23 protein-coding genes are annotated in these 24,368 nt (G+C 48.5%); 9 read left to right on the plus strand and 14 right to left on the minus strand.

The window, feature by feature from the left end; genetic code table 11:
* Positions 1-168 precede the first annotated feature (168 nt).
* A complete protein-coding gene (locus ACO0K8_RS12345) occupies positions 169-759 on the plus strand; it encodes a response regulator (protein WP_422946945.1) in 591 nt (196 codons plus the stop codon).
* Between the two features lie 25 nt (positions 760-784).
* Here ACO0K8_RS12345 and ACO0K8_RS12350 read toward each other — a convergent pair whose 3' ends face one another.
* The 11 genes from ACO0K8_RS12350 to ACO0K8_RS12400 form a co-directional block, all read right to left on the minus strand.
* Complete coding sequence (locus ACO0K8_RS12350) at positions 785-1,366, minus strand: hemerythrin domain-containing protein (RefSeq protein ID WP_422946946.1); 582 nt, start codon at positions 1,364-1,366, stop codon at positions 785-787.
* Positions 1,367-1,610: 244 nt separating this feature from the next.
* Positions 1,611-3,491, minus strand: coding sequence for an oligoendopeptidase F (pepF, locus tag ACO0K8_RS12355; protein WP_422946947.1), 1,881 nt, complete (start codon positions 3,489-3,491; stop codon positions 1,611-1,613).
* Between the two features lie 368 nt (positions 3,492-3,859).
* On the minus strand, positions 3,860-5,599 hold the full coding sequence (locus ACO0K8_RS12360; RefSeq protein ID WP_422946948.1) for a PhoH family protein: 1,740 nt from the start codon (positions 5,597-5,599) through the stop codon (positions 3,860-3,862).
* Between the two features lie 154 nt (positions 5,600-5,753).
* On the minus strand, positions 5,754-6,230 hold the full coding sequence (locus ACO0K8_RS12365) for a peroxiredoxin (RefSeq protein ID WP_422946949.1): 477 nt from the start codon (positions 6,228-6,230) through the stop codon (positions 5,754-5,756).
* A 180-nt stretch (positions 6,231-6,410) separates the two neighbouring features.
* Positions 6,411-7,352: a polysaccharide deacetylase family protein gene (locus tag ACO0K8_RS12370; protein WP_422946950.1), complete on the minus strand. Its 942-nt coding sequence runs from the start codon at positions 7,350-7,352 to the stop codon at positions 6,411-6,413.
* Positions 7,353-7,363: 11 nt separating this feature from the next.
* Entirely contained in the window at positions 7,364-8,404 is a 1,041-nt protein-coding gene (locus ACO0K8_RS12375; protein ID WP_126128966.1) for a bifunctional UDP-4-keto-pentose/UDP-xylose synthase, read from the minus strand.
* Positions 8,405-8,450: 46 nt separating this feature from the next.
* On the minus strand, positions 8,451-9,380 hold the full coding sequence (locus tag ACO0K8_RS12380; protein WP_422946951.1) for a formyltransferase: 930 nt from the start codon (positions 9,378-9,380) through the stop codon (positions 8,451-8,453).
* Between the two features lies 1 nt (position 9,381).
* Positions 9,382-10,347 (minus strand): glycosyltransferase, encoded by a 966-nt coding sequence (locus ACO0K8_RS12385; RefSeq protein WP_422946952.1) that lies wholly within the window; start codon positions 10,345-10,347, stop codon positions 9,382-9,384.
* 16 nt (positions 10,348-10,363) lie between these two features.
* Entirely contained in the window at positions 10,364-11,491 is a 1,128-nt protein-coding gene (locus ACO0K8_RS12390) for a DegT/DnrJ/EryC1/StrS family aminotransferase (protein ID WP_422946953.1), read from the minus strand.
* Between the two features lie 228 nt (positions 11,492-11,719).
* Positions 11,720-13,432, minus strand: a complete 1,713-nt coding sequence (locus tag ACO0K8_RS12395; RefSeq protein WP_422946954.1) for a glycosyltransferase family 39 protein — start codon at positions 13,430-13,432, stop codon at positions 11,720-11,722.
* Positions 13,429-13,806 (minus strand): Mth938-like domain-containing protein, encoded by a 378-nt coding sequence (locus ACO0K8_RS12400; RefSeq protein WP_422946955.1) that lies wholly within the window; start codon positions 13,804-13,806, stop codon positions 13,429-13,431. The genes ACO0K8_RS12395 and ACO0K8_RS12400 overlap by 4 nt, the downstream gene beginning before the upstream one ends.
* Positions 13,807-14,157: 351 nt before the next feature.
* Between ACO0K8_RS12400 and ACO0K8_RS12405 the strand changes: the two genes are divergently transcribed.
* Positions 14,158-15,387 carry a pyridoxal phosphate-dependent aminotransferase gene (locus ACO0K8_RS12405; RefSeq protein ID WP_422946956.1) on the plus strand — a complete coding sequence of 410 codons (1,230 nt, stop codon included), beginning with the start codon at positions 14,158-14,160 and terminating at the stop codon, positions 15,385-15,387.
* A gap of 126 nt (positions 15,388-15,513) precedes the next feature.
* Positions 15,514-16,824: a homoserine dehydrogenase gene (locus ACO0K8_RS12410; protein ID WP_422946957.1), complete on the plus strand. Its 1,311-nt coding sequence runs from the start codon at positions 15,514-15,516 to the stop codon at positions 16,822-16,824.
* An 81-nt stretch (positions 16,825-16,905) separates the two neighbouring features.
* Here the strand turns inward: ACO0K8_RS12410 and ACO0K8_RS12415 are convergent, their stop codons facing one another.
* The 3 genes from ACO0K8_RS12415 to ACO0K8_RS12425 form a co-directional block, all read right to left on the minus strand.
* Positions 16,906-17,652: an NRDE family protein gene (locus ACO0K8_RS12415; RefSeq protein ID WP_422946958.1), complete on the minus strand. Its 747-nt coding sequence runs from the start codon at positions 17,650-17,652 to the stop codon at positions 16,906-16,908.
* Positions 17,643-17,930, minus strand: coding sequence for a DUF4936 family protein (locus ACO0K8_RS12420; RefSeq protein WP_422946959.1), 288 nt, complete (start codon positions 17,928-17,930; stop codon positions 17,643-17,645). The genes ACO0K8_RS12415 and ACO0K8_RS12420 overlap by 10 nt, the downstream gene beginning before the upstream one ends.
* A 161-nt stretch (positions 17,931-18,091) precedes the next feature.
* Complete coding sequence (locus ACO0K8_RS12425; RefSeq protein WP_422946960.1) at positions 18,092-19,111, minus strand: YgfZ/GcvT domain-containing protein; 1,020 nt, start codon at positions 19,109-19,111, stop codon at positions 18,092-18,094.
* 142 nt (positions 19,112-19,253) lie between these two features.
* Between ACO0K8_RS12425 and mltG the strand changes: the two genes are divergently transcribed.
* From mltG to ACO0K8_RS12455, 6 genes are all read left to right on the plus strand, one after another.
* Positions 19,254-20,249 carry an endolytic transglycosylase MltG gene (gene mltG, locus ACO0K8_RS12430; RefSeq protein WP_422946961.1) on the plus strand — a complete coding sequence of 332 codons (996 nt, stop codon included), beginning with the start codon at positions 19,254-19,256 and terminating at the stop codon, positions 20,247-20,249.
* Between the two features lie 110 nt (positions 20,250-20,359).
* Positions 20,360-20,992 (plus strand): dTMP kinase, encoded by a 633-nt coding sequence (gene tmk, locus ACO0K8_RS12435; protein WP_422946962.1) that lies wholly within the window; start codon positions 20,360-20,362, stop codon positions 20,990-20,992.
* On the plus strand, positions 20,985-22,022 hold the full coding sequence (gene holB, locus ACO0K8_RS12440) for a DNA polymerase III subunit delta' (protein ID WP_422946963.1): 1,038 nt from the start codon (positions 20,985-20,987) through the stop codon (positions 22,020-22,022). The genes tmk and holB overlap by 8 nt, the downstream gene beginning before the upstream one ends.
* A gap of 9 nt (positions 22,023-22,031) precedes the next feature.
* A complete protein-coding gene (locus ACO0K8_RS12445; RefSeq protein WP_422946964.1) occupies positions 22,032-22,409 on the plus strand; it encodes a PilZ domain-containing protein in 378 nt (125 codons plus the stop codon).
* Positions 22,410-22,411: 2 nt separating this feature from the next.
* Positions 22,412-22,918 (plus strand): GNAT family N-acetyltransferase, encoded by a 507-nt coding sequence (locus ACO0K8_RS12450; protein WP_422946965.1) that lies wholly within the window; start codon positions 22,412-22,414, stop codon positions 22,916-22,918.
* Between the two features lie 100 nt (positions 22,919-23,018).
* Positions 23,019-23,978 carry a 23S rRNA (adenine(2030)-N(6))-methyltransferase RlmJ gene (locus ACO0K8_RS12455; protein ID WP_422946966.1) on the plus strand — a complete coding sequence of 320 codons (960 nt, stop codon included), beginning with the start codon at positions 23,019-23,021 and terminating at the stop codon, positions 23,976-23,978.
* The last annotated feature ends 390 nt before the right edge of the window (positions 23,979-24,368 follow it).

Raw genomic sequence — 24,368 nt, forward strand, 5'->3', positions numbered from 1 at the left:
AGGAAAATGATGACGCTACATTAAACAATTTCGCAACACAAAGCCTTAGTCGCAACCGCTTTGTTGGACAGCGCTGGCTTATCTCTTTAAGCTAGGCCTTGTTATCTTTGGTATTGCTGTTGCTTTACAAAGCAGCAAGGATATTTGACATTTTTAAAGCAAGCTGGAATGAATACAAATCCGTCTTCTTTTGCTTATTTAGGTATGCAGATTCAAGAATTTTTGAGTCTGTATTTGCTGCCTGTTTCGCTCAGTATCCTGTTAGGTGTGTTCATTTTTTTATTTTTTATTGGACGCGGGAAAAGTATCGAGATGCTGGACTCGGATGATGGAGCGCGGCACAGTGCCAATTCAAGCAATACTGAAACGCCCGTACTTGATATTCGCGTGGCAATTCTGGTGGTCGATGATTCTGCGGTAGCACGGGCTAAATTGGCTAAAATTTTTGAGATCGCAGGTTACCGGGTCGAGTTGGCAAAAGACGGTTTGGAGGCAATGGAAAAATTAAGTCAAGAATTTTTCTCTGTCTTATTGACGGATTTGGAAATGCCAAACATGAATGGGCTGGAATTAATTGCAGCGGTGCAGGGTAGTATGGAGACCGAAGATCTTCCTATCATCGCCATTACCGGACATGATGAGCTGCAAGCGCGGGTTCACGAGTATCAGGGTTTGTTTGGAATTTTTAAAAAACCCTGGAACGATAGAGAGCTGTTAAAAAGAGTGGCAGCCCTGGCCGTATTGCGCAAGAAAAAGTAGGGCTAGATTTCTGCTTGAGGCTATATTATTGCGGCCCTGGGCTGGCACTCATGATTCTTGAAAATAACTGGTCGTAATGATAGCGCTGACCATCGTCATCCATTTCCTTTCGGTTTTCAAGAAAAGCCGCGTCAACAATGTTCCAATCGGCGTCGTTAAGTACCTGTAGTGCTACTGGAATAATGCGCTCTTCTTCCATGCGCATATGGGCAAAATAAAAATGAGTGTATTGCTCCACTAGGGTCCTAAAGTGGGGCAAGGCTTCAGTTCCACCGAATTCATAGGCCTGCAAGGCGGTCAGCAATCGATGCGCGAGTAATTCACCTTTGCTATGCTGCTCACTCAAGTTATCTAATTCGACGTCGAGTTGATGGGTGCGATCTTTTATTTTTGCAAATAAAAACTGATCTTCTTTCGGATGATGTACCCGCTCTGGATATTGACCTATGTAATAAAGCATTGCGCGGAATACACTCAGATCCACATTAGTATTAACTTCTTGCAGGCTGCGAACAAAGCTCAACATACGCTCCATAATGTTCGATAGATGCTCGTGCTCTTCCTGAATGATAGTGATGGAAATGGGAGTGCTAATACGTGCCGGCATGGTAGTCTCGTTCTAGTGTTTTTTACTACTTTACTCCGGTGTTCATTTCCTCCTTTTGATGCGGATCAAGCTTGCTTGGTATTTCGTATTTCCTCGCTTTAAGGTCTGCCCTAGGTTAACCCTTTCTACAGGAAATTTTTTCCGCTTAGATTTTGTCAGATGCTAAAAAAGAGCGCACTTACTTTACAGTACATGCGCTCTTTTGCTACAAGGCGAGATTGTGCAATCGCCTTTAATGGATTTTTTATTGACGTTTCTTTTGTATAGCTTCTATTTCATCCATGATCTTATTCATCCGCACAAATACCGCCTGGTAGGGCGCCGGTGTAGCCATATCGACTCCGGCTGCCTTGACCAGTTCATATGGATAAGCCGAACCGCCAGCTTTTAAGATGTTCAGATATTTGTCCTTGGCACCAGTTTTTCCTTTGAGTATTTCGTCCGCGAACATGGAGCCGGCTGCGATCGAGGTGGCATACTGGAAGACGTAAAAACGGTTGTAGAAATGCGGAATGAAGGCCCATTCTGTCGCGTATAAATCATCAATTTTCATCACGCCATCTTGATCTCCGTGATAGCGTTTTAAAATGTCGCCATAGATTTTAGTCAGCGCTTCGCCGGTCACAGATTCGCCCTTATCGACCTTGGCGTGTACTGTGCGCTCAAAGTCAGCGAACATCGCTTGACGGAAGAAGGTACCACGCAGATTTTCTAATGCTGAGCCCAAATATAATAAGCGCTCATCGTCTGATTTGGCGATCTTAAGCATGTGATCGAGTAAGAAAACCTCGTTGGTGGTAGAGGCTATTTCTGCCGTGAAAGTCGGGTAGTCGGCAGTCACAAACGGCTGGGTTTTATTCGACAGATAAGAATGCATAGCGTGCCCCCATTCGTGCGCCAGGGTCGAGACCGATTCATAGTCATCGTTAAAGTTCATCAACAAATAAGGATGAACGTCGTAAGCGGCACCATTCATATACGCGCCGGAACGTTTTTTAGCTCGTGGGTAGACATCGATCCAACGCTCGGTAGTGGCCTTGCTCATGGCTTTGACATAATCCTCGCCCAGGGGTTTAACCGATGCCAGCATTAACTGATTACCTTCGGCGATAGAAAATTTCAGATTGCTGCTGACTAGGGCTGGGTACATATCGTGGTAGCCCATATCCTTGACGCCTAGCATTTTGGCGCGCAATTTGAAGTAACGGTGTAAGGTCGGCAGATTCGCTTGAGTCTGCTCTATCAGTGTGTCGTAGACGGCGCGTGGAAGCTTATTGCCATCCAGAGCTTGGGTCAATGAGTCTGGGTAATTTCTCACCTTCGCGTACACAGCATCTTTTTTGAGCATCTCATAAAAGGTCACGCCATAGCTGCGTTCAAATTCTTTCCACTTACCCCAGAAAGCATCGAATACTAATTTACGGTCTTGCCGGTTGTTTGACGAGCGATATTTGGTGTAGGCGGATTGATCAATCACCACTTCCTGACCGTCGGACAGCTTGACCTTGGGCCAAGGCATATCTGAATTGGATAAAGTGCTATACACGGCGCTAGCGGTATTGGTGGCCATGCCGAAAGTAGCGATAAGTTCTTCGCCTTTCTTATCTAGAGTATGGCTGGCGCTGCGTAAAATATCTTCTAAACCGTGCGCATAAATGGATAGCGACTTGTCTTTGGCTAAATAGGATTTAACTTTCTTTTCACCCATCAGTAAAATTTCCGGGCGCGCGAAAGATGTTGCTTCTTCAAGCTGGCTACCTAAGATATCGGAACGTTGATTTAAATCCAGTCCTGCCGTAGCACCAGTATCTTGATCGTGGCTCTGGGAGGCATAACTGGCGATACGGGCATAGCGTTTGAGCATGTCCGCATTCAAATCCATGCATGCTTTAAAGCGCGCCAGCGAGTCGCCCAAATGGCCGCTGCAGCTAGAGATTTCTTTTAACTGGCCTTGTAATTTTGCGACATCTTTATCGAAGTCTGCGCTGCTCGCATAGAGATCCTGCAAGTTCCAACGATGTTCTTCGGTGTCTGCTGCGATTGCCAATTGTGGCAAACTCAGTGACATAGTGAGCGGTAGCGTCATTGCAACCGTGAATAGACTACGAATTACATACTTATGCATGGCATCTCTTCCAATAGGTAAGGGTGACGAATTCATTTGCACTTCTTGCTCAGTGACGAGTGATGATTTCTTCTGTTTTAGTTAATCCTGACTTAGATCTCACTATTATTGGTTGTGGCGATATTGGCAAGGCTAAGTCAGATAACATTCTGATTGAAAATGCCCTTCAAGTGAAACAAATGTGAAAATATTTTTTCTCTTTGTGGGCTTATTCTTTGCATACACATAAAAGTTTTTTTAAAGATACAAAGCGTTCGAGGCTGTACGTCAGTACTATTTTGTATTTTGATCCCGTTTTTAGGATTAGGTCGAAAAAAAACGGTGCCATGTAAGTGGCACCGTTTTTTATTGAAATGAAAATTGAAAGTTTACAAAATTTCGCTGGCGTGATCGGCTAGGCGTGAACGCTCGCCACGCGCCAGAGTGACATGGCCACTATGCGCCCAACCTTTGAAACGGTCGACCACATAGGTCAAACCGCTGGAGCCTTCAGTCAGGTAAGGTGTGTCTATCTGTGCGATATTTCCCAAACAGATAATCTTGGTACCAGGGCCAGCACGGGTCACCAAAGTTTTGACTTGTTTAGGCGTCAAATTTTGCGCTTCGTCGATAATCAAAAATTTATTAACGAAGGTACGACCGCGCATGAAATTGAGCGACTTGATCTTAATCTTGGAACGTATCAGGTCTTGCGTGGCAGCGCGACCCCAGTCGCCGGCATCATTATCGGACTTATTCAATACCTCTAGATTATCGTCAAACGCCCCCATCCAAGGCGACATCTTTTCTTCTTCTGTGCCCGGCAAGAAACCGATATCTTCACCGACAGGCACGGTCACACGGGTGACGATGATTTCGTTGTAGGTTTTGGTCTCTAGCACCTGTGCCAAGCCTGCTGCCAATGCCAGTAAGGTTTTTCCTGTGCCAGCTTGTCCCAGTAAGGTGACGAAGTCGCATTCCGGATCCATTAACAAATTGAGGGCAAAGTTTTGCTCGCGATTGCGAGAAGTGACACCCCAGACGCTGTGTTTCGGGTGGCCGTAATCACGCAGGGTTTGCAATACCGCAGTCTTGCCCATAATTTGCCGCACTTGTCCGTAGAACGAAGCTTCACCGTTCTTCGGTTCCAGATAGACAAACTGATTGACCAGTAGCGAAGGAATGACGGGGCCAGTGATACGGTAGTAAGTGGTGCTGGTGCCGTTTTTGCTTTCTTGCCACGATTCGATACCTTTGCCATGCTTGTTCCAGAAGTCTTCTGGTAATTGCACGATGCCGGTGTACAGTAGGTCGGAATCTTCCAGTACGTGATCGTTGAAGTAATCTTCCGCTGGCAAGCCCAAGGCACGCGCCTTGATACGCATATTGATATCTTTCGATACCAATACGATAGGGCGCCCCGGGAACTCTGCCTCCAGGGCACGTACCACGCCTAAAATTTGATTGTCGGCTTTACCCTGAGGCAGACCCACAGGCAAGCTGCCGCCTTGTAATTTGGTTTGGAAAAACAAGCGTCCTTTGGCGTCTTTATTCCCCAGTTTCGACAACAGTACACCCTTGTCTATGTCGTGATGGTCGATGTCGCCTACCAAGGCATCGAGTGAACGTGAGATCTGACGTGCATTGCGGGCCACTTCTGTCATGCCTTTTTTATGATCGTCTAATTCTTCCAAGGTGATCATAGGCAAGTAGACATCGTGTTCTTCAAAGCGGAACAGGGATGACGGGTCGTGCATCAAGACATTGGTGTCGAGTACGAATAACTTGGTAATGCCTGACTTATCTGCGGCGCGACTGGCCACCGATTTAACTGGATTGACGTGCGCTTTGGTGGTGACGGGAGTGAGTGCCTTTGGGCTGGCTTTGGCTACGTCTACTTTTGCCTTTGTGACGACCGGCGCTGCTACCGGGCGCGAAACTGGTGCGACGTTAGCGATCGCTTTCGGCGCAGCTGCAACTGGTACTCGGGCAGTGCTGGCAGGTGTTTTTGTGACAGCCGGTTTTGCCACTGTTTGGCTGGGTTTTATCGGAGTTTTGTTTTCTGCTTTAGGATAGTCCTTAGGGGACAGCAGAGCCGCTGGTTTAGTCGGCATTTTGGGCAGGGGCATCAGAACCTCTTATAAAAAGTGTGAGAGCTTATGGGTGAGCAAATCGATGAAACTGATTTGATCTTTTAATGGAATTAAAAGTGAAAAAGCCGCTGTGGAAGACTTTTGTATCATCTCCATCAACGGCTCCGGCAGGTAAAAATAAGGATTTCAATTATGCGTGTGCGCTCACAAATTCCAACACTTCATCGACATGTACGGCAACCTTTACTCCACGCCATTCTTTCACTAATTTGCCGTTGCCGTCAATGATAAATGTACTACGTTCTATGCCTCGAGCTTGTTTGCCATACATGTTTTTTAATTTCATGACGTTAAACATGGCGCACAAAGCCTCATCTGGGTCTGAAATGAGTTCAAAAGGCAGGTCTAACTTTGCCTTAAAGCCCTCATGTGAACGCAGACTATCACGGCTGATACCAAAAATAATAGCATTGGCGTCTTCGAACTTCGGGAAAGCGTCGCGGAATGCGATGCTTTCAGTAGTGCAACCCGGAGTATTATCTTTAGGGTAAAAGTAAAGCACGACAGTTTTGCCACTATAGTGACTTAACTGAAATTGCGTGTCGCCAGTCATGACGGCAGAAAAATCCGGAACCAGGCAATTGAGTGCAGATGGGCTGTCGGCCAAAGTGATCTCCTGATCTGTTGTAGGTGAATGGAGAAATACTGTTGCGTTTTTGTATTTGGTCTTGCTGTTGTTTAATTTTTTCTATGAAACTGAAATTCGCAAAAGTCTGTCGCCAATTTCAGTTTCGATCTTGCCAGCTATTTACATGGATAAACACCAGCGACCATAAATCCGCCGCCATTATGAATGCAGTGCCACCAGTTCTCCTGAGCGACCTGGCAATTCTGCCCATGTTAAAGGATGTTCTGGTAGTGTTTGATCCTCAAGGCTGGTGTAATAATCCGCCATTGATATGCATTGATAACCCTGCTCTTGCCATCCAGTAAGCAACTGATCGAATATGGGGGCAAGTTTTTGCCCTTCAAGTTCAGCATGTAGGGTAAATACATGATTTCTTGGCTCTGCCGTCAAATTGAGTATGCTAGCGGCGATATTTGACTCGTTAATGACGACACCGTCGATTTCACGCCCTAGTAACTCGTCTAAGGTTGGCAGTGTGGTTGGCATTTGTATGCAGGGCGACACTTTGCCGTCGATTTGCAGGCGATACGGACCAGCGGCAGGATTTGCAAGGGAGCCGTTGTCATTGAGCATGGCGCGACCATCGGAGGCGTATTTCATACCAAAGCTGGCTAGTTGACTGAAGGCATGGTCATTCATTTGCCAACCTGCTGCGCCATGGGTCTTGGGAGTGGTTCCAAAAATCTCTTGAAAGCGTGAATAAGCCTGTTGCATTTGTTGCTGAGTCCAGCTTTCACCGCGAGTTCTGACATTGTCTTGCCAGACCACATGATCCCAGGTGTGGATGCCACATTCAAAACCCGCCCGGCGTACTGCACGCATTTCTTCCACGCAGTCTTTGCCTATGTCGGGTGCGGGTAAAAAAACCCCATACATGAGCGTTTTAACACCGTAGTGTTCAACTACCGAAGTACGCGATACTTTCTGGAAAAAACCAGGGCGGAAGGCGCGCCGCAAGGCCCATCCGGTATGATCTTTTCCCAGTGAAAATAAGAAAGTGGCACCAGCGTGATGGTGCTTTAACAGGCGTACCAGATTAGGTACGCCTTCGCGAGTGCCACGGTAGGTGTCAACATCAATTTTTAAGACGATAGAAGGCATGCAGTCCTGACTTAATCCATGAGGGCGCGAGCTTCGGCTACCTGACCGCGGTAGGCGTCGAAAATATTGCGCATGCTATCGGCCATCGTGGTGGTTGGTGCCCAACCGAGTTCTTCACAGGTATTGGTGATTTTTGGCACGCGATTCTGTACGTCTTGATAGCCAGTGCCATAGTAAGCGCCGGAAGTGGTTTCTATCAACTCGACTTTTTTCGCGGTTTCTGCGTATTCTGGATATTCCGCGGCCAGTGTCAGCATCATGTGTGCCAGATCGCGAATTGAGTGGTTATTCACAGGATTGCCGATGTTGTAGATTTTGCCGCTGGCGACGCCATTTTTATTGTCGATAATGCGCATTAAGGCATCGATACCGTCATCGATGTAAGTAAACGCACGTTTTTGCGCGCCGCCATCGACTAAGGAGATGTTTTCACCACGCACGATATGACCGAAGAACTGCGTCACTACGCGTGAGCTACCTTCTTTTGGTGTGTGGATAGAATCTAAGCCAGCACCGATCCAGTTAAATGGGCGGAACAGGGTGAAATTCAAACCTTCCATGCCGTAGCCCCAAATTACTCTGTCCATCAACTGCTTGGCGCAAGAATAAATCCAGCGTGGCTTGTTGATCGGTCCGCAAATAAGTTCGGATTGTTCAGGGTCGAACTCTTCGTCATGGCACATGCCATATACTTCTGAGGTCGACGGGAATACCAGATGTTTGCCGTACTTGGCGGCGGAGCGAACGATAGGCAAATTAGCTTCAAAATCGAGCTCGAACACGCGCAAAGGCTGTTTTACATAGGTAGACGGAGTGGCGATTGCAACCAAAGGTAAAATAACATCGCATTTTTTGACATGGTATTCGACCCATTCTTTATTGATGGTGATATCGCCTTCAAAAAAGTGCATGCGCTCGTGGCTGAGTAAGTCGCCCAAACGATCTGTTTGCATGTCCATGCCGTAGACGTGCCAGTCTGTAGTTTCCAGAATTCGCTTGGACAGATGGTGACCGATAAAACCGTTCACGCCGAGGATAAGGACTTTTTTCATGATAATTTCTTTATTTAAAAATGCTGCTGCTGAGCTAATCAGCGAATTATTGGGCGGCCAACTGTTGCTGGAGGCTTGAGGCTGAAACCACTTTGCCATTCATTAATAGTTCAATTATTTGAAGAGCACGGCCATCGCCGCACCCGCCGAAGATGACATTATCCACTACAGACAAGCCTTGCGGCAAATTTGCCGTGTTGTTAGATGCGACAGATTCTACTAATCGTGCTTTTCCGATAACGTAAGTGTTGCCGCCTACTTCGGTAAATGCGCCAGGGTAGGGCGGTGCTACGGCACGGTGCAGGTTATATACCTGCTGTGCCGGCAGACTCCAGTCGATACGGCCATCTTCTGGTTTGCGCCCGCCAAAATAGCTGCCCTTGCTTAAATCATTCGTTAACAGCTTCGCTGTGCCATCGAGCAGAGCGGGCAGGGCAAACCATAAAATTTGCTCGGCCGCCACCGTTAATTTACCAAATACTTCATAGGCGGTATCGTCAGGCAAGATAGGGACGGCGGTTTGCGCGATGATGCCGCCAGCATCGGGTTTGGCTGCCATCTCGTGCAGAGTGGCGCCGGTTTCTGTTTCGCCATGCAATACCGCCCAATTCACCGGTACCCGGCCGCGATATTTCGGTAGCAGAGAGCCATGCAGGTTGTAAGCCCCACGCTTGGCCAGTGCCAGGATATTGGTGGGCAACATGTGGCGATAATAAAAACTGAAAATAAAATCCGGGGCAAGCGCCTTGATTTGCTCGAACAGTTCTGGGCTTGCCGGGTTTTCTGGCGTGATCCGTTTAATTCCATGCTCTGTACACAGATCGGCGACCGATTCAAACCAGATAGTCTCGTTCGGGTTGTCTTCATGACTGACCACTAAGTCTATCTGTACGCCCCGTGCCAGCAAGGTCTTAATGCAGCGCACGCCGACGCTGTGATAGGCAAACACAACTGTGCTGTTAGTGTGGTTCGCCATCTCAGTGACTCTCGGTGTGATCGGCTGCAGTGCGCTCAAGGATAGTCTGCACCACATAGCGGGGGCGACCGCGAACTTGCTGATAAATCCGACCCACGTATTCACCTAACAGACCTATGCCAAACAGGATGACCGCCATCAGGAAGAAGGCAATCGCAAACAAAGTAAACAGGCCTTCCGCCTCGGCACCCAGAATAAAACGGCGTATCAGCAGGAATACCACTAAGGCACCGGATGCGGCAGATAAGACCATACCCATCATGGAGAACAGTTGCAAAGGGACGATGGAGAAACCCGTCATCAGATCAAAATTTAAGCGTATCAGACTATAAAACGAATATTTTGATTCACCTGCCGCACGTTCTTCATGTTCCACCATAATTTCAGTGGGATGGCGCGCGAAAGTGTAGGCCAGAGCGGGCACATAAGTGCTCACTTCCTGGCATTGATTGATCAGGTTGATGACGTTGCGGCCATAGGCGCGCAACATATTGCCCTGATCGGTAATTTTGATGCGAGTAATTTTTTCACGCACCTGATTCATCATTTTGGATGCGTAGGTGCGCCATGCCGAATCCTGGCGCTTACGGCGTATCGACCCGACATAGTCGTAGCCTTCGCGCATTTTGTCGACCAACGCACCGATTTCTTCCGGCGGATTTTGCAGGTCTGCATCCAGTGTGACAACGATGTCGCCGTGGCTGGCTTCAAATCCCGCCAGAATGGCCATGTGTTGACCGTAATTGCCATTGAAAAGCACGACACGTGTGACGTCAGGGCGCAGCCTATATTGGTCTGCCAATAACAGCGCCGTATTATCGCGGCTGCCGTCGTTGACAAAGATAACCTCATAGGTCACGCCACGCAGGGCTAAGGCGTCTAACGCAGGATACAGGCGCGCATACAACTGCGCCAAGCCGGCTTCTTCGTTGTATACCGGGATGACGACGGTGAGTTCTGGTTTCATCAAGCTACGCTCAAATTCAAGAAAGGCGGGATTTTACAGCAGAGACGACTCTGGCCACATCATTTTCGTTCATCGCCGGGAATAAAGGCAGGGTGACGATTTGCTTACCGATACGTTCAGCGATAGGAAACATGCCGTCGGTGAAGCCGCGCGCACGGTAATAACTGAACAGGTGGATGGCGCGATAATGGTAGCCTAGGCCGATGCCGACATCGATCATCTGCTGCATGAACTCGGCGCGATTGATGCGTTCTGGCAGCACGATGTGAAACATGTGCCAGTTGCTGTTTTCAAAATCGGCGATCGGCAATTCGGCCCCGGTCTGCGCTTCGAAATCGGCACCGAACAGGGTGAAATAGTGTTTTGCCAGTTCCATCCGTTTGGCATTGAACTCAGCCAGATGCTTCATCTGGCCCAGACCTATGGCCGCGGCGATATCGGTCATATTGTATTTGCCACCTAGCACGTCGACATCGATACCATCAAGGCCAGTGCGGCTGACGCCTTGCAAGCGATACTTCTCAGCCAGTTTGGCTTCTGCCGCATTGTTCAATACCAGGCAACCGCCTTCGCCGGTCATGATGTTTTTGTTGACTTGAAAGCTAAACGAGGCGAAATCGCCGAAAGCGCCGATGCGCTTGCCTTTCCAGCTTGAACCTATGGCTTGCGCCGCATCCTCAACCACGCGTAATTTGTATTTTTCGGCCAACGCATACAGTTTATCCATATCGCAAGGCAGGCCGCACATGTGGACCGGGATGATGGCCTTGGTACGTGGCGTGATGGCCGCCTCCAGTTTGTCGAGGTCGATATTGTGGCTACGTGGATCGATGTCGACAAATACCGGCGTCGCGCCTACTTCAATAATCACATTGGCAGTGGCGACCCAGGAGTTAGGGGTAGTGATGACCTCATCACCTGCGCCTATGCCAGCGATGCGCAGGGCGATTTCCATGGTGCAGGTGCCAGAGTTAAAGCTGCGCACCGGGCGGCCGCCAAAATACACTGATAATTGCGCTTCCAGCGCCTGTACGTTGGGGCCGCTGGTGAGCCAGCCGGAGCGTAATACATTGGCTACCGCGGCGATGGTCTCTTCGTCCATGCTCGGTTTAGTGAATGGTAAAAAGGGCAGTGCACTGGTCATGGCTTATCCTATCTTGAATCTGGTTTGCACAAAATCCCCTGGGTCTTGCAAGCAGCTTGTCAGGCGGATTTTTTGGATGAATTATTTAATCTATTTATCTACTTAATTTACTTAATAGCATACTGAGGTGGGGTATATTTTAAACACGCACGTCGTTATTGCGTAACTGCCTATGTTTTTAGTCATACTCCCCCTAAATTTAGCACTGATGCGGCATAGTTTGTGATCTTACGGTGCTGCTGTTGTCGTTATATTTGACACGATAATACGCTTCGGATCTTGTGCGATCACACGCATGGGTAGTTGTTTCTTGAGTAATTCTTCGTACACATTTGGGCGCACGATGGCAATTGCTGCTTTACCTGCCAGATGATCGGCACGCCATTTCTGGCTAAAATCGCTCAGCTTAGGTATCCACAATTCTGGTTGCTGCTCTAGTCCAAAACCTAATTCGTCGCTTGCTTCCACCAGTGTCATGGTGCGGTTCAGGTAAAACGGCAAGGATTGTTCGTACAAGCCCACCCCGTAGAGTGGCGTTTCCGGCTTAAGTTCAGCTTGTATCGCCGCCACATGCGGCAAACCTGCATTGTAACGACCCCAGCTATCGTGCCCCAGAAACAAAGCCTGGCCAGCCACAAAGCCAGCTGCCGCCAGAATGATCACGCTCATATCCTTACGCTGTTTCGCCAGCAAACTGGCGGCGATGCCGCCCACCAGAGTGATGCCCGCTGCGGCATAAGTCCATGGCAGCATGGCCTGATACAAAGGGATTTCATACGGGATCTCGCTAATGTCGCCTATCTTGTTGGCCAATATCAGCCCGGCCAAACCCATGGCGGCAAACAGCAAGGCGCAAATTCTGAGCGATAAAGCAGAGGTTTTTTCTAACTGGCATGCAATTAGTAAGGCCACTGAGGGGAAGATAGGCAAAATATAAGAGGGAAGCTTAGAGCCGGAAATACTAAAGAAAAAGAAGATGAACACGGTCCAGATCAGCAGCATCATTTGCGGCTGAAAACCAGCTTGCTTACTAAAACTAAAATTTCTTACTGCATGCCACAGTGATTGGAGCAGCAAACCAAGCCAAGGCACGATGCCCAAAACCAGCAGAGGGAAAAAATAATACCAGGCACCGCCACGTTTGTGCACCGTACTGGTAAAACGTTGGAAGTGTTCGTGGATGAAAAAGAAATGCGGATGCTCAGGGTTTTTTTGCCAGACCAGGACAAACCAAGGTGTGGTGATAGCAAAAAATAAGATCAGACCCTTACCCATATGGAGGCGGGTCCAGAGTGCCCAGTCACGCGTGATCAAGGTGTAGAGCACTAGCACCGCACCGGGTAAGACAAAGCCTATCAAGCCCTTGGACATGGTGGCCAAGGCCATACCGGCCCAGCATAGCAACATGCCATTGCGTTGTTCTGTACTGCTGGCATCAGTTCTTTGTGAGAGCAATAGCCCGCATAAGGCAAGTGTCATCATGGCGGACAAGCCCATGTCCAGAGTATTGATGTGGCCTAAGGCCGCCCAGTAAAAACTCGAGCCCAGTACGAATGCTGTGCTGATGCCGACCCGACGGCTAAATACCTTAGCGCCAGTGTAGGCGCTGACGGCGATGCCGAGTAAGCCGCACAGACCAGTCCATAAGCGCGCCTGCCATTCGCCCTGACCAAATATTTCAAAGCTGAGCGCATTCATCCAGTTCTGTAGTGGGGGCTTCTCAAAATATTTAATGCCATTCAGGCGCTGGGTAATCCAGTCGCCACTGGCCACCATTTCTCTCGCCATTTCGGCGTAACGCCCTTCATCGGTGGGTACCAGTGCGCGCGCACCTAACATATAGAACCAGATAAACAGAAACGCTAAGCCGATAGCCGCCAATAAAATGGGCGTATCGTAGGGGGAGGAGTAGGGCGAGTTGGGCTTGGATGTTGTTTTCATGCGGCTTCCATAATTAAAGCGAGCGCTACTTTGCGGCCTTCGGCCATCAAAATGTTATAGGTACGGCAGGCAGCCTGGTTATCCATGCACTCGACGCCCTTGTGTTGCGAGGTCAGCGCAACAATCAATTTTGGATGAACGAAACGCTGTTTATTCCCCGTGCCTAAGATCACAACATCGGGTTCAGTAGCGGCAATTTGTTCGAAGTGGCTAGTTGTCAAAGCGTCGAAGCTAGCGACCTCCCATGCCATGGGCGCGCTTTCGGGTAGCACGATTAAGCTATGTTGGAAACGTCGTGCATTGAGTTCTACGCCCAGTGCATCGTAGGCGGTGACGGTTTGGTATTGCTGGGTATTGGTGGCGTGTAGCTTCATAGGGCTAATCTGAGATCTTTCACAAAAACAAGACGCGGATAGAGTATTCGAATTGCGGCATTGTAGCGTTTTTCATCGAAACTTAACAAAAATGCTGCTAACTGTTTTGCTATTTTTTATTGGCCCTAGCGACTGCTAAATCCGCGACGTGTATCGAGCTATCTGCGAGCTATTCCGTATTAAAGCTTGCGATTGACGGAAATATCGTCTCAAAAGCAAATATTATTAGACAATTTCACAAAACGGATTGATAAAAAGGAGCGCATTGGGCAGAATGAGGGTATTTGGCAGTGCAGCATTTTGCACCTTGCTAGCCCCTCATCGCTATTAGAATTGTTGAAAGATTGCTCAGTGCGACCTATACAGAAATCCCAAAAACTTGCCAACGTCTGTTATGACATCCGTGGTCCCGTAATGGAAAAAGCCAAGCAGATGGAGGACGAAGGCCATAAGATCATCAAACTCAATATCGGTAATTTGGCAGTCTTTAACTTCGGGCCGCCCGATGAAATTGTGCAGGATATGATTTTAAATATGCATAATTCGGCCGGTTATACCGATTCTAAAGGCATGTTTGCGCCGCGCAAATCCATTATGCATTACACCCAGGAGAAATTTATCCGCGGTGTGACCATAGACGATATTTACATCGGCAATGGCGCTTCTGAATTGATCGTGATGGGCATGAACGCGCTGCTCAATAGCGGAGATGAGGTTCTGGTGCCAGCCCCCGATTACCCATTGTGGACTGCAGCGGTAAGTTTATCTGGCGGCACCCCCGTGCATTACGTTTGCGATGAAAGCGCAGACTGGATGCCGGATATCGAGGATATTAAACGCAAAATCACGCCCAATACCAAGGCCATCGTCGTCATTAATCCAAATAATCCTACCGGAGCATTGTATCCGGTGGAAATTTTGCAACAAATCGTCGACGTGGCGCGCCAACATCAATTGATCGTGTTCGCGGACGAGATCTACGATAAGACGCTATATGACGAAGCCACACATACTTCAATCGCTTCATTGGCGGACGATGTGCTGTTTCTGACGCTGAACGGCCTATCGAAAAACTATCGGTCCTGTGGTTACCGTGCTGGCTGGATGGTGGTGTCGGGTGAGAAAAAACATGCCAAGGATTATATTGAAGGCTTGAACATGCTGGCATCGATGCGTTTGTGCTCAAACGCGCCTGGCCAATTTGCAATTCAGACTGCCTTAGGCGGTCATCAGAGTATCAATGAGTTGGTCGGCCCCGGTGGACGCTTACTCAAGCAGCGTGATCTGGCGCATAAACTTCTGACGGCGATTCCCGGTGTCACTTGCGTCAAGCCAAAAGCGGCCTTGTACATGTTTCCTAAGTTGGATCCAAAAATGTATCCGATCGAGGACGATCAGGAGTTCATTCACGAATTGCTGACCGAGCAAAAAGTATTACTGGTGCAGGGCAGTGGTTTTAACTGGATTAAACCGGATCATTTTCGCGTGGTATTCTTGCCAAATACAGATGATCTAACCGAAGCATTTGGACGGATTGCCACTTTCCTCGAAAACTATCGCAAGCGTCACGGCACCAATTAGTTTTTTATCTATTTGTTATACTCAGGGCCTGGGTAATACCGGTTGGCGGCACGGCTAGCCGGAAATTTTTCCTAGGTTTGTATACTTCACGTGTATTTATTTTAATCAGCACTTAGCGAAAACAATATGAAACCCATCAAAGTAGGTCTGTTAGGTATAGGCACTGTCGGTTCAGGCACGTTTAACGTTTTAAAGCGTAATCAGGAAGAGATTATGCGCAGAGCCGGCCGTGCCATTGAAATTACCATGGTTGCAGACCTGAATGTGGAACGCGCGCGCGAATTGACTCACGGTGAATGTGAAGTCGTCAATGATGCCAATCTGGTCGTGAATCATCCGGATATCGATATCGTGATTGAATTGATAGGCGGTTATGGGATTGCCAAAGATTTAGTCTTGAAAGCGATTGCCAACGGTAAGCATGTGGTCACCGCAAATAAGGCGCTGCTGGCCACGCATGGCAATGAGATTTTTAAGGCCGCGCAAGACAAGGGTGTGATGGTGGCGTTTGAAGCAGCCGTCGCTGGCGGTATTCCTATTATTAAAGCCTTGCGTGAGGGTTTGACTGCTAATCGTATCGAATGGATAGCCGGCATCATCAATGGCACCACGAATTTCATCTTATCCGAAATGCGCGATAAGGGGATTGATTTTGCCACCGCACTGAAAGACGCGCAGGCCCTGGGTTATGCTGAGGCTGATCCTACTTTTGATATTGAAGGGGTGGATGCAGCACATAAGGCAACGATTATGGCCTCGATCGCTTTCGGTATTCCTATGCAGTTTAATAAGGCGCATGTGGAAGGGATCACCAAGTTAGAGGCGATCGATATCCGTTATGCCGAGCAATTGGGTTATCGCATCAAGCTGTTGGGGATCACCAAGCGTAGCGATAAGGGTGTGGAATTACGCGTCCATCCTACCTTGATACCCGAGAAGCGCCTGATCGCCAACGTCGAGGGTGCAATGAATGCGGTTCTGGTGCAAGGCGATGCGGTTGGTGCGACGCTGTATTACGGCAAGGGCGCTGGCGCTGAGCCTACGGCCTCGGCAGTGATTGCTGATCTGGTGGATATCACTCGTTTGGCAACGGCGGATCCTGAACATCGGGTGCCGCATCTGGCATTCCAGCCGAATTCTTTAAGCGATCTGGCGATTTTGCCTATGTCTGAGATTGTCACTAGTTATTACTTGCGTTTGCACGTGGCTGATAAAGCTGGCGTGTTAGCGGATGTGACAAAAATTCTGGCGGAGTCCTCGATTTCTATCGACGCCATGCTGCAAAAAGAACCGGCAGAGGGGGAGCAACGTACCGATATCGTGATGCTGACACATCAGACTCAGGAGAAAAATATACTCGCGGCAATCGCTCAAATCGAAGCGCTGTCTTCGGTATTTGGTAGCGTGACCAAATTGCGACTGGAGGAATTAAGCTAATCGATTATTAAGCTAATCGATTTAGCCTGTTACAGTAAAAGCGAGCTGCCTTAAAAAGCAGCTCGTTTTTTTATGCAATTTTCAACGTAGAAATTTTTCTATAAATTGGACTGGCTGCGCAGCATGCATTTTTACCAGGGTCGAGACGCGGGTGCCGTAACTAGCAGATTCTATGCAGGCCGCAGAGAGTAGTCGCTCCATTTCGAAACTAATGCCGGTATCGGGCAGGCGGCAATCGGGAGCTGGCGTGGTGTTGGAGAGCATTTCAAAATACGCCTGTTCTGGCGCTTGCTGGCAAATTAAGCTGGCAAATTCAGCCTTGGTTTTGACAACTTTAGGCCAGGGTGTGTCTAAAGAAGCATTGGATAAGCCATAAATCCCGGCGGCCAGCGGCTGCCCGTTACGCGCATCGTTTAGATTTCGATTCGAGAACCAGATTAAATCGGTCTGGTCGGCAACCAGCAAATTGAAACCATTGTAAGCATTGGACTGGGGACGAATTGCGTCGATATAGTCGCGTGCCGATAAGCTTCCAGTCAGGTAATTGGCCACTAATTCGCCGCGTGAAGCCGCCTCGGCACGTGTCTCTGATGGTGCTCTGATATTCGTGATTGCTGCGAATTTGCGCTTGCTGAGCTGTTCTGTTTCGATATTTGCCAGCCCCATCCAGGTGCCGCCGGATCGTAGATCTCGCCCGGCAAAAATCTGTGGAGAATCTTCCCAGGCTGCAGCGGCGGTCGATGGTCTGTCGTAATATTCGTCACGATTACTCGCTGCGATGAGGGGCGTAGCGGGGATGAGCTTCCAGGCGAAAACGATCAGGCACATACTAAGACATTTTCAAAATATTCGGCATGACGTGCCCCTTGCAATAATGCGTGCAGCGGGTTTGAGTTAACTAAAGACGTAAGCTGTGCTTGAAAATCATCTGGAATGTCGCGATAAATCTCCATCCACGTCAAGCAGCCTGCAGCAATCTCAGGACGTCGTTGTAATTGCATCTTTAGCCCCAGCGTCGCAAACAAGGTTTTTTGCAGTAGCGCCACCGCGTCTATGACTTGCGCTTCGTGCTCGGCGGCAGTTTGGTAGTAGATGTAGCAATCCATGATTCTTCACTATTCTCTATGACTCTATTGCGCTCTGCTTGAAGCATATAATGGGGGGTATCCATCAATATTCATTGTTTGCGCAATAGCAGAGCGCGCTTTTAAGTTTTATTTTTGTATACTGAGAGGGAGTATGTTTTTATTTGGCGATCTTCACGTAGTTACTGAGTGACATCCAGCATGGCGTAAGGCAGCGGCAGAAAGTGCAGAGGAGCGCCGTCCGCAGCACCCAGATGCACCTTGTTGGCTTCTTGATCTGCGACTTTGAGTTCGACCAGGCAAATACTGGAATCTGAATTATCAGCTTCGGCGTTAACAATCATGCCGCAAGGCTGATCAGGGTCCTCTTCTGAGAATACTTCCATGCCCGCCATGACTGCCGTGCTAGGGATGCTGGCGATTGCCATACGGCGCTTGAGTTTTCCTAGGTACTGGCTACGCGCGACGATTTCTTGTCCCGGATAGCAGCCTTTTTTGAAGTTGATGCCGCCAATGAGCTCGAAATTAACCATCTGCGGCACAAACTGCTCTTGGGTCTTATCGATGATGCGAGCAATTCCGGCCATGATGTCGGTGCGTCGCCACAGCGCCGCACTGCAAGGGGTCAGGCTGCTTTGCAAGACAGGCCAATACTCGTTCAGCATAGTTGACTGGATGATCCATAGGTAGCGCGCATGTCCATACGCATCGCTGACGCGTATCAAGCTGCCAAATTCAGTGTCGACTTTGCCATTGACCTCGCTTGGTAGTTGCGGGAACCATTGCAGCAAGGTTTTAGTCGCCGCCAAACCACCCAAGCCTAGTGCCGTGTATTCAGTGCTGACATCGTTTAGTTTTGCTTTGGCGCGCATGACGAACATTTGCAAACGTTTTTGGACCGGGGCTAGTATCGAGGCAGATAGTTGCAGGAAAATGCCATCACTGGTTTTCCAAATGAAAAAACTGGCGAGCATGCGTCCTTTCGGCGTGCAAAGTGCGGCGTGGCGCGCGGATGTCAAAGTCAGGTGTTCGATGTCATTGCTCAGTAAATTATGCAGGTAACTAGCAGCGTCATCGCCGCTCACCTGTATCAGACTCAAGTCCTTGAGCGCACTGACAAAACCTTGCTGTGCCGCTAGTGTGTCAGATTCTGCTGAGTGAGCGGTGGCGGGTATTTCAAGAAATTGCGGCAAAGTCATCATTGTTTTATTCTTTCAGTTTTATCGGCGTGTCGGTACGGAGGATGTCTTGCTTGCCTCGCCGATTTTGTAATTAGCCATTTACAACAGGGCTTAGTTTCGTAGATTATAGTAGGCTCTTAGAAAACACGTTGACCACCACTACATGAGTTCCATAAAAAAAATAATTTCGCTGCTGTTTATTGCCTTAATGATCGCCGCTACTGCATTTGCCTATTGGGCCTATCAGCCTCTGGCGCAGACGGGCAGCGAGTTTGCATCTGTCGATTTCAGTATCAAGGCGGGCAGTGGAGTGCGTAGTGCCTCGCGCCAGATGCGCGATGGCGGTGTGCCGATAGAGCCCTTCATGTTTGAAGTTTTAGCGCGCGTAAATGGAAAAGCAAATAAATTAAAAGCGGGCTCGTTTGAGTTTGAGATTGCCGATACACCTATGATTTTGCTGAGAAAAATCGTCAATGGTGAATTTTCTCATGCCAGCCTTGCGATTATCGAGGGCTGGAGTTTTCAGCAAATGCGCAGTGCGATCGATGCGCATCCCGAGATCAAACATGATACAGCTAGCCTCAGCGGCAAAGAATTGATAAAAAAAATCAATCCTGATTTTCAATTGCCCGAAGGCCTGTTTTTTCCGGATACCTATTTATTTGCCAAGGGTAGCAGCGACTTACTGATTTATCAGCAAGCCCACCAGTCTATGTTGAAGCATCTCGACGATGCGTGGCAAGCAAAGGCCGCCAATCTACCGTATAAAACAGCCTACGAAGCGCTCATCATGGCATCCATCATCGAAAAGGAAACGGGGCGCTCATCGGAGCGGAGCTTGATTGCCGCGGTCTTTATTAATCGACTCAAGGCAGGCATGTTATTGCAAACCGATCCCACCGTGATCTACGGAATGGGGGATAGTTACAAGGGCAAAATCAGGAAGGTCGATTTAATAACCGACACGCCTTTCAATACGTATACTCGCGCAGGTTTGCCGCCCACACCGATTGCGCTGCCTGGAATAGCATCATTGTCGGCAGCGCTGAATCCAGAAAAAAGTGTCGCCTTGTATTTTGTGTCGAGAGGCGACGGCACCAGTCAGTTTTCAGATAATTTGACCGAGCACAATCGCGCGGTGAATAAATATCAGCGTTAAAAAATTCATGCTGACCCAATAATGACGCCATGCAGATTGATTATGTAGCTGTGTTTGGCTCATATCAACGATAATACGCGTCATTCATTTTAGAATTTCAAGCTAGACCTATGCAAAAAGCAGGAAAATTTATTACCTTTGAGGGTATAGATGGCGCCGGTAAGTCCACGCACATCGCTTATGTCGCACAGGCCCTTGAGCAGCGCGGCATTAAAGTAATAACAAGTAGAGAGCCAGGTGGGACACCGCTTGGAGAATCTTTGCGGCAAATACTTTTGCAAGAAAAAATGCATTTAGAGACTGAGGCCTTATTGATGTTTGCAGTACGCAGAGAGCATATCGCGCAGCTGATAGAGCCAGCATTGCAACGCGGCGACTGGGTAATTTCGGACCGCTTCAGCGATGCCAGTTTTGCGTACCAGGGCGGCGGACGTCAGTTACCATTGGCGAAGCTTGAAACCCTGGAGCAATGGGTGCATCCACATTTGCAGCCAGATCTGACCTTGTTGTTTGACGTGCCTTTAGCCGTCGCGCGCGAGCGCCTCGATGCTACCCGCACCCTAGATAAATTTGAACAGGAGCAGACCGATTTTTTTGCCGGCACGCGCGCCGAGTATCTGCGCAGGGCTGCGCAGTTCCCGCAACGCTTCCGCATTATCGATTCGAGTCGACCTATACCTGAGATCCGAAAAGATCTGGATCGTTTGATTGCAGAGTTGCTGGCGTCCGATAAAGATGAGTAATTCACTTTTTCCCTGGCATCAGTCGGCATGGGCGCAATTGCAGTCGTTGCGCCTACGTATGCCGCACGCTATCTTATTGCATGGCGCAGAAGGTACGGGAAAAACACTTTTCGCCGAACAATTTGCGCAATCGCTTCTGTGCGAGACGCCTAAATCGGATGGGCGCGCATGCATGGAGTGTGCTTCATGCGGCTGGTTTTCTCAATATAGTCACCCTGACTATCGACGCGTTCGCCCAGAGTTGCTCGATGAGGAAGATGGTGTAGCCGGCGAATCAGATGCTATTGAATCGGATAAAAAAACAGCAAAGGCAAGCAAGGCACCCTCCAAAGAAATAGTCATCAATCAAGTGCGTGCCTTGGCCGATTTCATGAATATTTCTACCCACAGACAAGGGCGACGGGTGGTGCTGCTGTACCCTGCGGAAGCTTTGAACGTGCCGGCGGCGAATGCCTTATTGAAGTCGTTAGAAGAGCCAAATGCCAACACCGTGTTTGTTTTGGTTTCAAATAGTTTAGATAGACTATTGCCAACCATCTTGTCTCGCTGTCATAAATTCCCCCTTGGAATGCCATCGCGTGAGCAGTCCCTTGCTTGGTTGGCTACGCAAAAACTCAGTGATGCGGATATGTGGTTGGCACAGCAAGGTGGGGCGCCGCTGGCGGCGCTGGCGATGGGGCAGTCGGATGTGCGTACCGATTTAGATGAGTTTTTGCGTCAATTAAGCAAGCCTGGTGTAGAGGTAAGTTTGAAAATCGCGGAAAAAATGCAAAAAATGGACGTCGCAACGACGGTGTCTTGGTTGCAACGTTGGCTGTACGATATTTTTTCCTATAAACAAAGTGGCATAATCCGGTATTATCCAAGGTATCACAAAGAATTAGCAGCGCTGGCTATGCGCGTGGACGTTTATGCGTTGTTGGCTGTGGTGGTGTCCGTTGGGGAGCGACAGGCGATTGCCAGTCACCCTTTATCTGCTAAATTGTTTATTGAAGATATGTTGTTGGATTATTCTGCACTTTTCCGTTGAGAGCGTTTTATGGCTGAGTTACCTGCTAATTTGAATGTGTCTGCTCCTGCGCGCCCCTCTGTTTTGTCATTGGCAATCAAGGAAAAGGCAGCCTTGTATTCGGCATATATGCCATTCTTAAAAAATGGCGGCATTTTTGTTCCTACGAATAAGGCTTATCGCCTCGGCGAAGAGATTTATCTGATATTGACTTTGCTCGATGATCCAAGTAAATATCCGATTGCCGGTAAGGTGTCTTGGATTACGCCTGCGGGTGCGGGCAATAATAAGTCACAAGGGATAGGTGTGCATTTTCCGGATGATGAAAGCGGTACCCGTATCAAGTTACGCGTTGAGGAATTGCTCGGCGCAGCGATACGATCATCACGTGCCACGCACACTCTGTAATTATGTCCTTGACCCAACTTTCACACAGAATCGCTGCGTTGGAGGATTTGCCTGAAATCGTCGCGATTTATAATTCTACGATCGCATCACGACAGGTAACTGCCGATACCGAGCCTATTAGTGTAGATTCTAGACTGCCCTGGTTTTACGCACACTCACCCGATAAGCGTCCGTTGTGGGTAATTGAAGGTGATGCGGGAATCATTGGTTGGCTGTCGTTTTCCGATTTTTATGGAAGACCTGCTTACGCCGGGACCGCAGAGCTTTCAATTTACTTGCATGAAGATGCTAGAGGGCGCGGGATTGGGCGTTATTTTTTGCAAGCCGCAATAGTGCACGCGCCGCAGATCGGCGTGCATACTTTGCTGGGTTTTATTTTTGGACATAACACCGCTAGTATGAATTTGTTTGCGTCGTTTAATTTTCAAATTTGGGCGAATATGCCGCGTGTCGCGACCTTGGATGGCGTGGAGCGTGACTTGATTATCTTTGGTAAGCGCATCGACTGAGTGTAATAACTAGTCAAAGAGAGTAAAATCCCGCATCTCTTCACTTGGCTATATTCAAATATTTTGGGATATAGCAGTCATTTTCATAGGAATTCCCATTATGCTGAGCTATCGCCACGGCTTCCACGCTGGCAATCACGCCGACGTCCTTAAACATTTCATTACCATACAGCTGCTCAATTACCTCGGGCAAAAAGAGGCTGCTTACACTTACATAGATACCCATTCTGGTGCTGGCCTGTACTCACTCGATGCTGGATATGCGAGTAAAAATGCAGAATATGAAACTGGAATTGCTCCATTATGGGATCGTACCGATCTGCCGCCCGCCTTGGCGGAGTATGTAGCGTTGGTAAAAGACTTGAATCCCAGTGGGAAAATGCGCTATTACCCGGGCTCTCCTTATTGCGCGGATAAAATTATGCGCGAACAGGATAGGCTGCGTTTATTTGAGTTGCACCCTAGTGAAATCAAAATACTGAGCGAAAATTTCCGCAAGCTCGATGCGCATGCCGCAGCCCAAGGGCATAGGCCGACTGCGCGCGGTAAGCGTGTAATTATTGCAGCTGGTGACGGGTTCGAAGGATTGAAGGCTTTGTTGCCACCACCATCACGTCGTGGTCTTGTCCTGATCGATCCTCCTTATGAAGTGAAGGACGATTACCGACGCGTAAAAGAAACAGTTCAAGATGCTTTGCTGCGTTTTCCTACGGGTGTTTATGCTGTCTGGTATCCAATTCTTCAACGGATGGAGTCCAAACAATTACCAGAACGACTTAAGCGTATACCTGCAAATGGGTGGTTGAATGTGAGCCTATCTATAGGTGGCTCTACTCCTGATGGTTTTGGTCTGCATAGTAGCGGTATGTTTATTTTAAACCCGCCTTGGACGCTGGAAGCTACGTTAAGAGAAGTGATGCCTTATTTAGTTAGCGTGCTTGGCAGGGATGCTTCAGCCACTTTTAATATAGAGTCGGGCGAAACGCAAACCATAGGCAAGGGGCGCGGGAAGCCGGCAGCCGTACCTAGAGTTCCAGTGGTTAGAAGTAGGACTAGATAATATCCAAGCTGTTTTTTTGAAATAAGCTTGCCAAGCGAGAGCAAGCTTTGTTATAGTTCGCCTCCCGCTGAAGAGCGGGGCGAAATGAAGAAAGTAAGGCAGGCGAAGCAATCCCCGGTTTGAATTAAGAAACACAGTAAATTCAAACGCTAGTAAAACAAGGGGTTGACGAGCAGAAGGAAATGCCGCATAATCTCATCTCTCTGCTGCTTACAAACAAAACGCTTTGTAGCAATCTGGCAGAAAAGCAACGCAGTCGGTGCAAATCGATAGTGAAGCGAAAAATACAGAATAGTGATCTTTAACAATTAACAGTCAATAAATGTGGGCACTTGATAAAGAGCGCGGCTAATTACTTCGGTAGTTAGTTAAACTTAAAAAATATCAAAT

This window comes from Undibacterium sp. Ren11W (assembly GCF_049340485.1).
Lineage (GTDB): Bacteria > Pseudomonadota > Gammaproteobacteria > Burkholderiales > Burkholderiaceae_D > Undibacterium.

Excerpts from the sequence above, each read along its gene's own strand:
- ACO0K8_RS12345 (WP_422946945.1), top strand. The coding sequence starts at position 169 with ATGAATACAAATCCGTCTTCTTTTGCTTATTTAGGTATGCAGATTCAA.
- ACO0K8_RS12350 (WP_422946946.1), bottom strand. The coding sequence starts at position 1,366 with ATGCCGGCACGTATTAGCACTCCCATTTCCATCACTATCATTCAGGAA.
- pepF (WP_422946947.1), bottom strand. The coding sequence starts at position 3,491 with ATGCATAAGTATGTAATTCGTAGTCTATTCACGGTTGCAATGACGCTA.
- ACO0K8_RS12360 (WP_422946948.1), bottom strand. The coding sequence starts at position 5,599 with ATGCCCCTGCCCAAAATGCCGACTAAACCAGCGGCTCTGCTGTCCCCT.
- ACO0K8_RS12370 (WP_422946950.1), bottom strand. The coding sequence starts at position 7,352 with ATGCCTTCTATCGTCTTAAAAATTGATGTTGACACCTACCGTGGCACT.
- ACO0K8_RS12375 (WP_126128966.1), bottom strand. The coding sequence starts at position 8,404 with ATGAAAAAAGTCCTTATCCTCGGCGTGAACGGTTTTATCGGTCACCAT.
- ACO0K8_RS12380 (WP_422946951.1), bottom strand. The coding sequence starts at position 9,380 with ATGGCGAACCACACTAACAGCACAGTTGTGTTTGCCTATCACAGCGTC.
- ACO0K8_RS12385 (WP_422946952.1), bottom strand. The coding sequence starts at position 10,347 with ATGAAACCAGAACTCACCGTCGTCATCCCGGTATACAACGAAGAAGCC.
- ACO0K8_RS12390 (WP_422946953.1), bottom strand. The coding sequence starts at position 11,491 with ATGACCAGTGCACTGCCCTTTTTACCATTCACTAAACCGAGCATGGAC.
- ACO0K8_RS12395 (WP_422946954.1), bottom strand. The coding sequence starts at position 13,432 with ATGAAAACAACATCCAAGCCCAACTCGCCCTACTCCTCCCCCTACGAT.
- ACO0K8_RS12400 (WP_422946955.1), bottom strand. The coding sequence starts at position 13,806 with ATGAAGCTACACGCCACCAATACCCAGCAATACCAAACCGTCACCGCC.
- ACO0K8_RS12410 (WP_422946957.1), top strand. The coding sequence starts at position 15,514 with ATGAAACCCATCAAAGTAGGTCTGTTAGGTATAGGCACTGTCGGTTCA.
- ACO0K8_RS12415 (WP_422946958.1), bottom strand. The coding sequence starts at position 17,652 with ATGTGCCTGATCGTTTTCGCCTGGAAGCTCATCCCCGCTACGCCCCTC.
- ACO0K8_RS12420 (WP_422946959.1), bottom strand. The coding sequence starts at position 17,930 with ATGGATTGCTACATCTACTACCAAACTGCCGCCGAGCACGAAGCGCAA.
- ACO0K8_RS12425 (WP_422946960.1), bottom strand. The coding sequence starts at position 19,111 with ATGATGACTTTGCCGCAATTTCTTGAAATACCCGCCACCGCTCACTCA.
- mltG (WP_422946961.1), top strand. The coding sequence starts at position 19,254 with ATGAGTTCCATAAAAAAAATAATTTCGCTGCTGTTTATTGCCTTAATG.
- tmk (WP_422946962.1), top strand. The coding sequence starts at position 20,360 with ATGCAAAAAGCAGGAAAATTTATTACCTTTGAGGGTATAGATGGCGCC.
- holB (WP_422946963.1), top strand. The coding sequence starts at position 20,985 with ATGAGTAATTCACTTTTTCCCTGGCATCAGTCGGCATGGGCGCAATTG.
- ACO0K8_RS12445 (WP_422946964.1), top strand. The coding sequence starts at position 22,032 with ATGGCTGAGTTACCTGCTAATTTGAATGTGTCTGCTCCTGCGCGCCCC.
- ACO0K8_RS12450 (WP_422946965.1), top strand. The coding sequence starts at position 22,412 with ATGTCCTTGACCCAACTTTCACACAGAATCGCTGCGTTGGAGGATTTG.
- ACO0K8_RS12455 (WP_422946966.1), top strand. The coding sequence starts at position 23,019 with ATGCTGAGCTATCGCCACGGCTTCCACGCTGGCAATCACGCCGACGTC.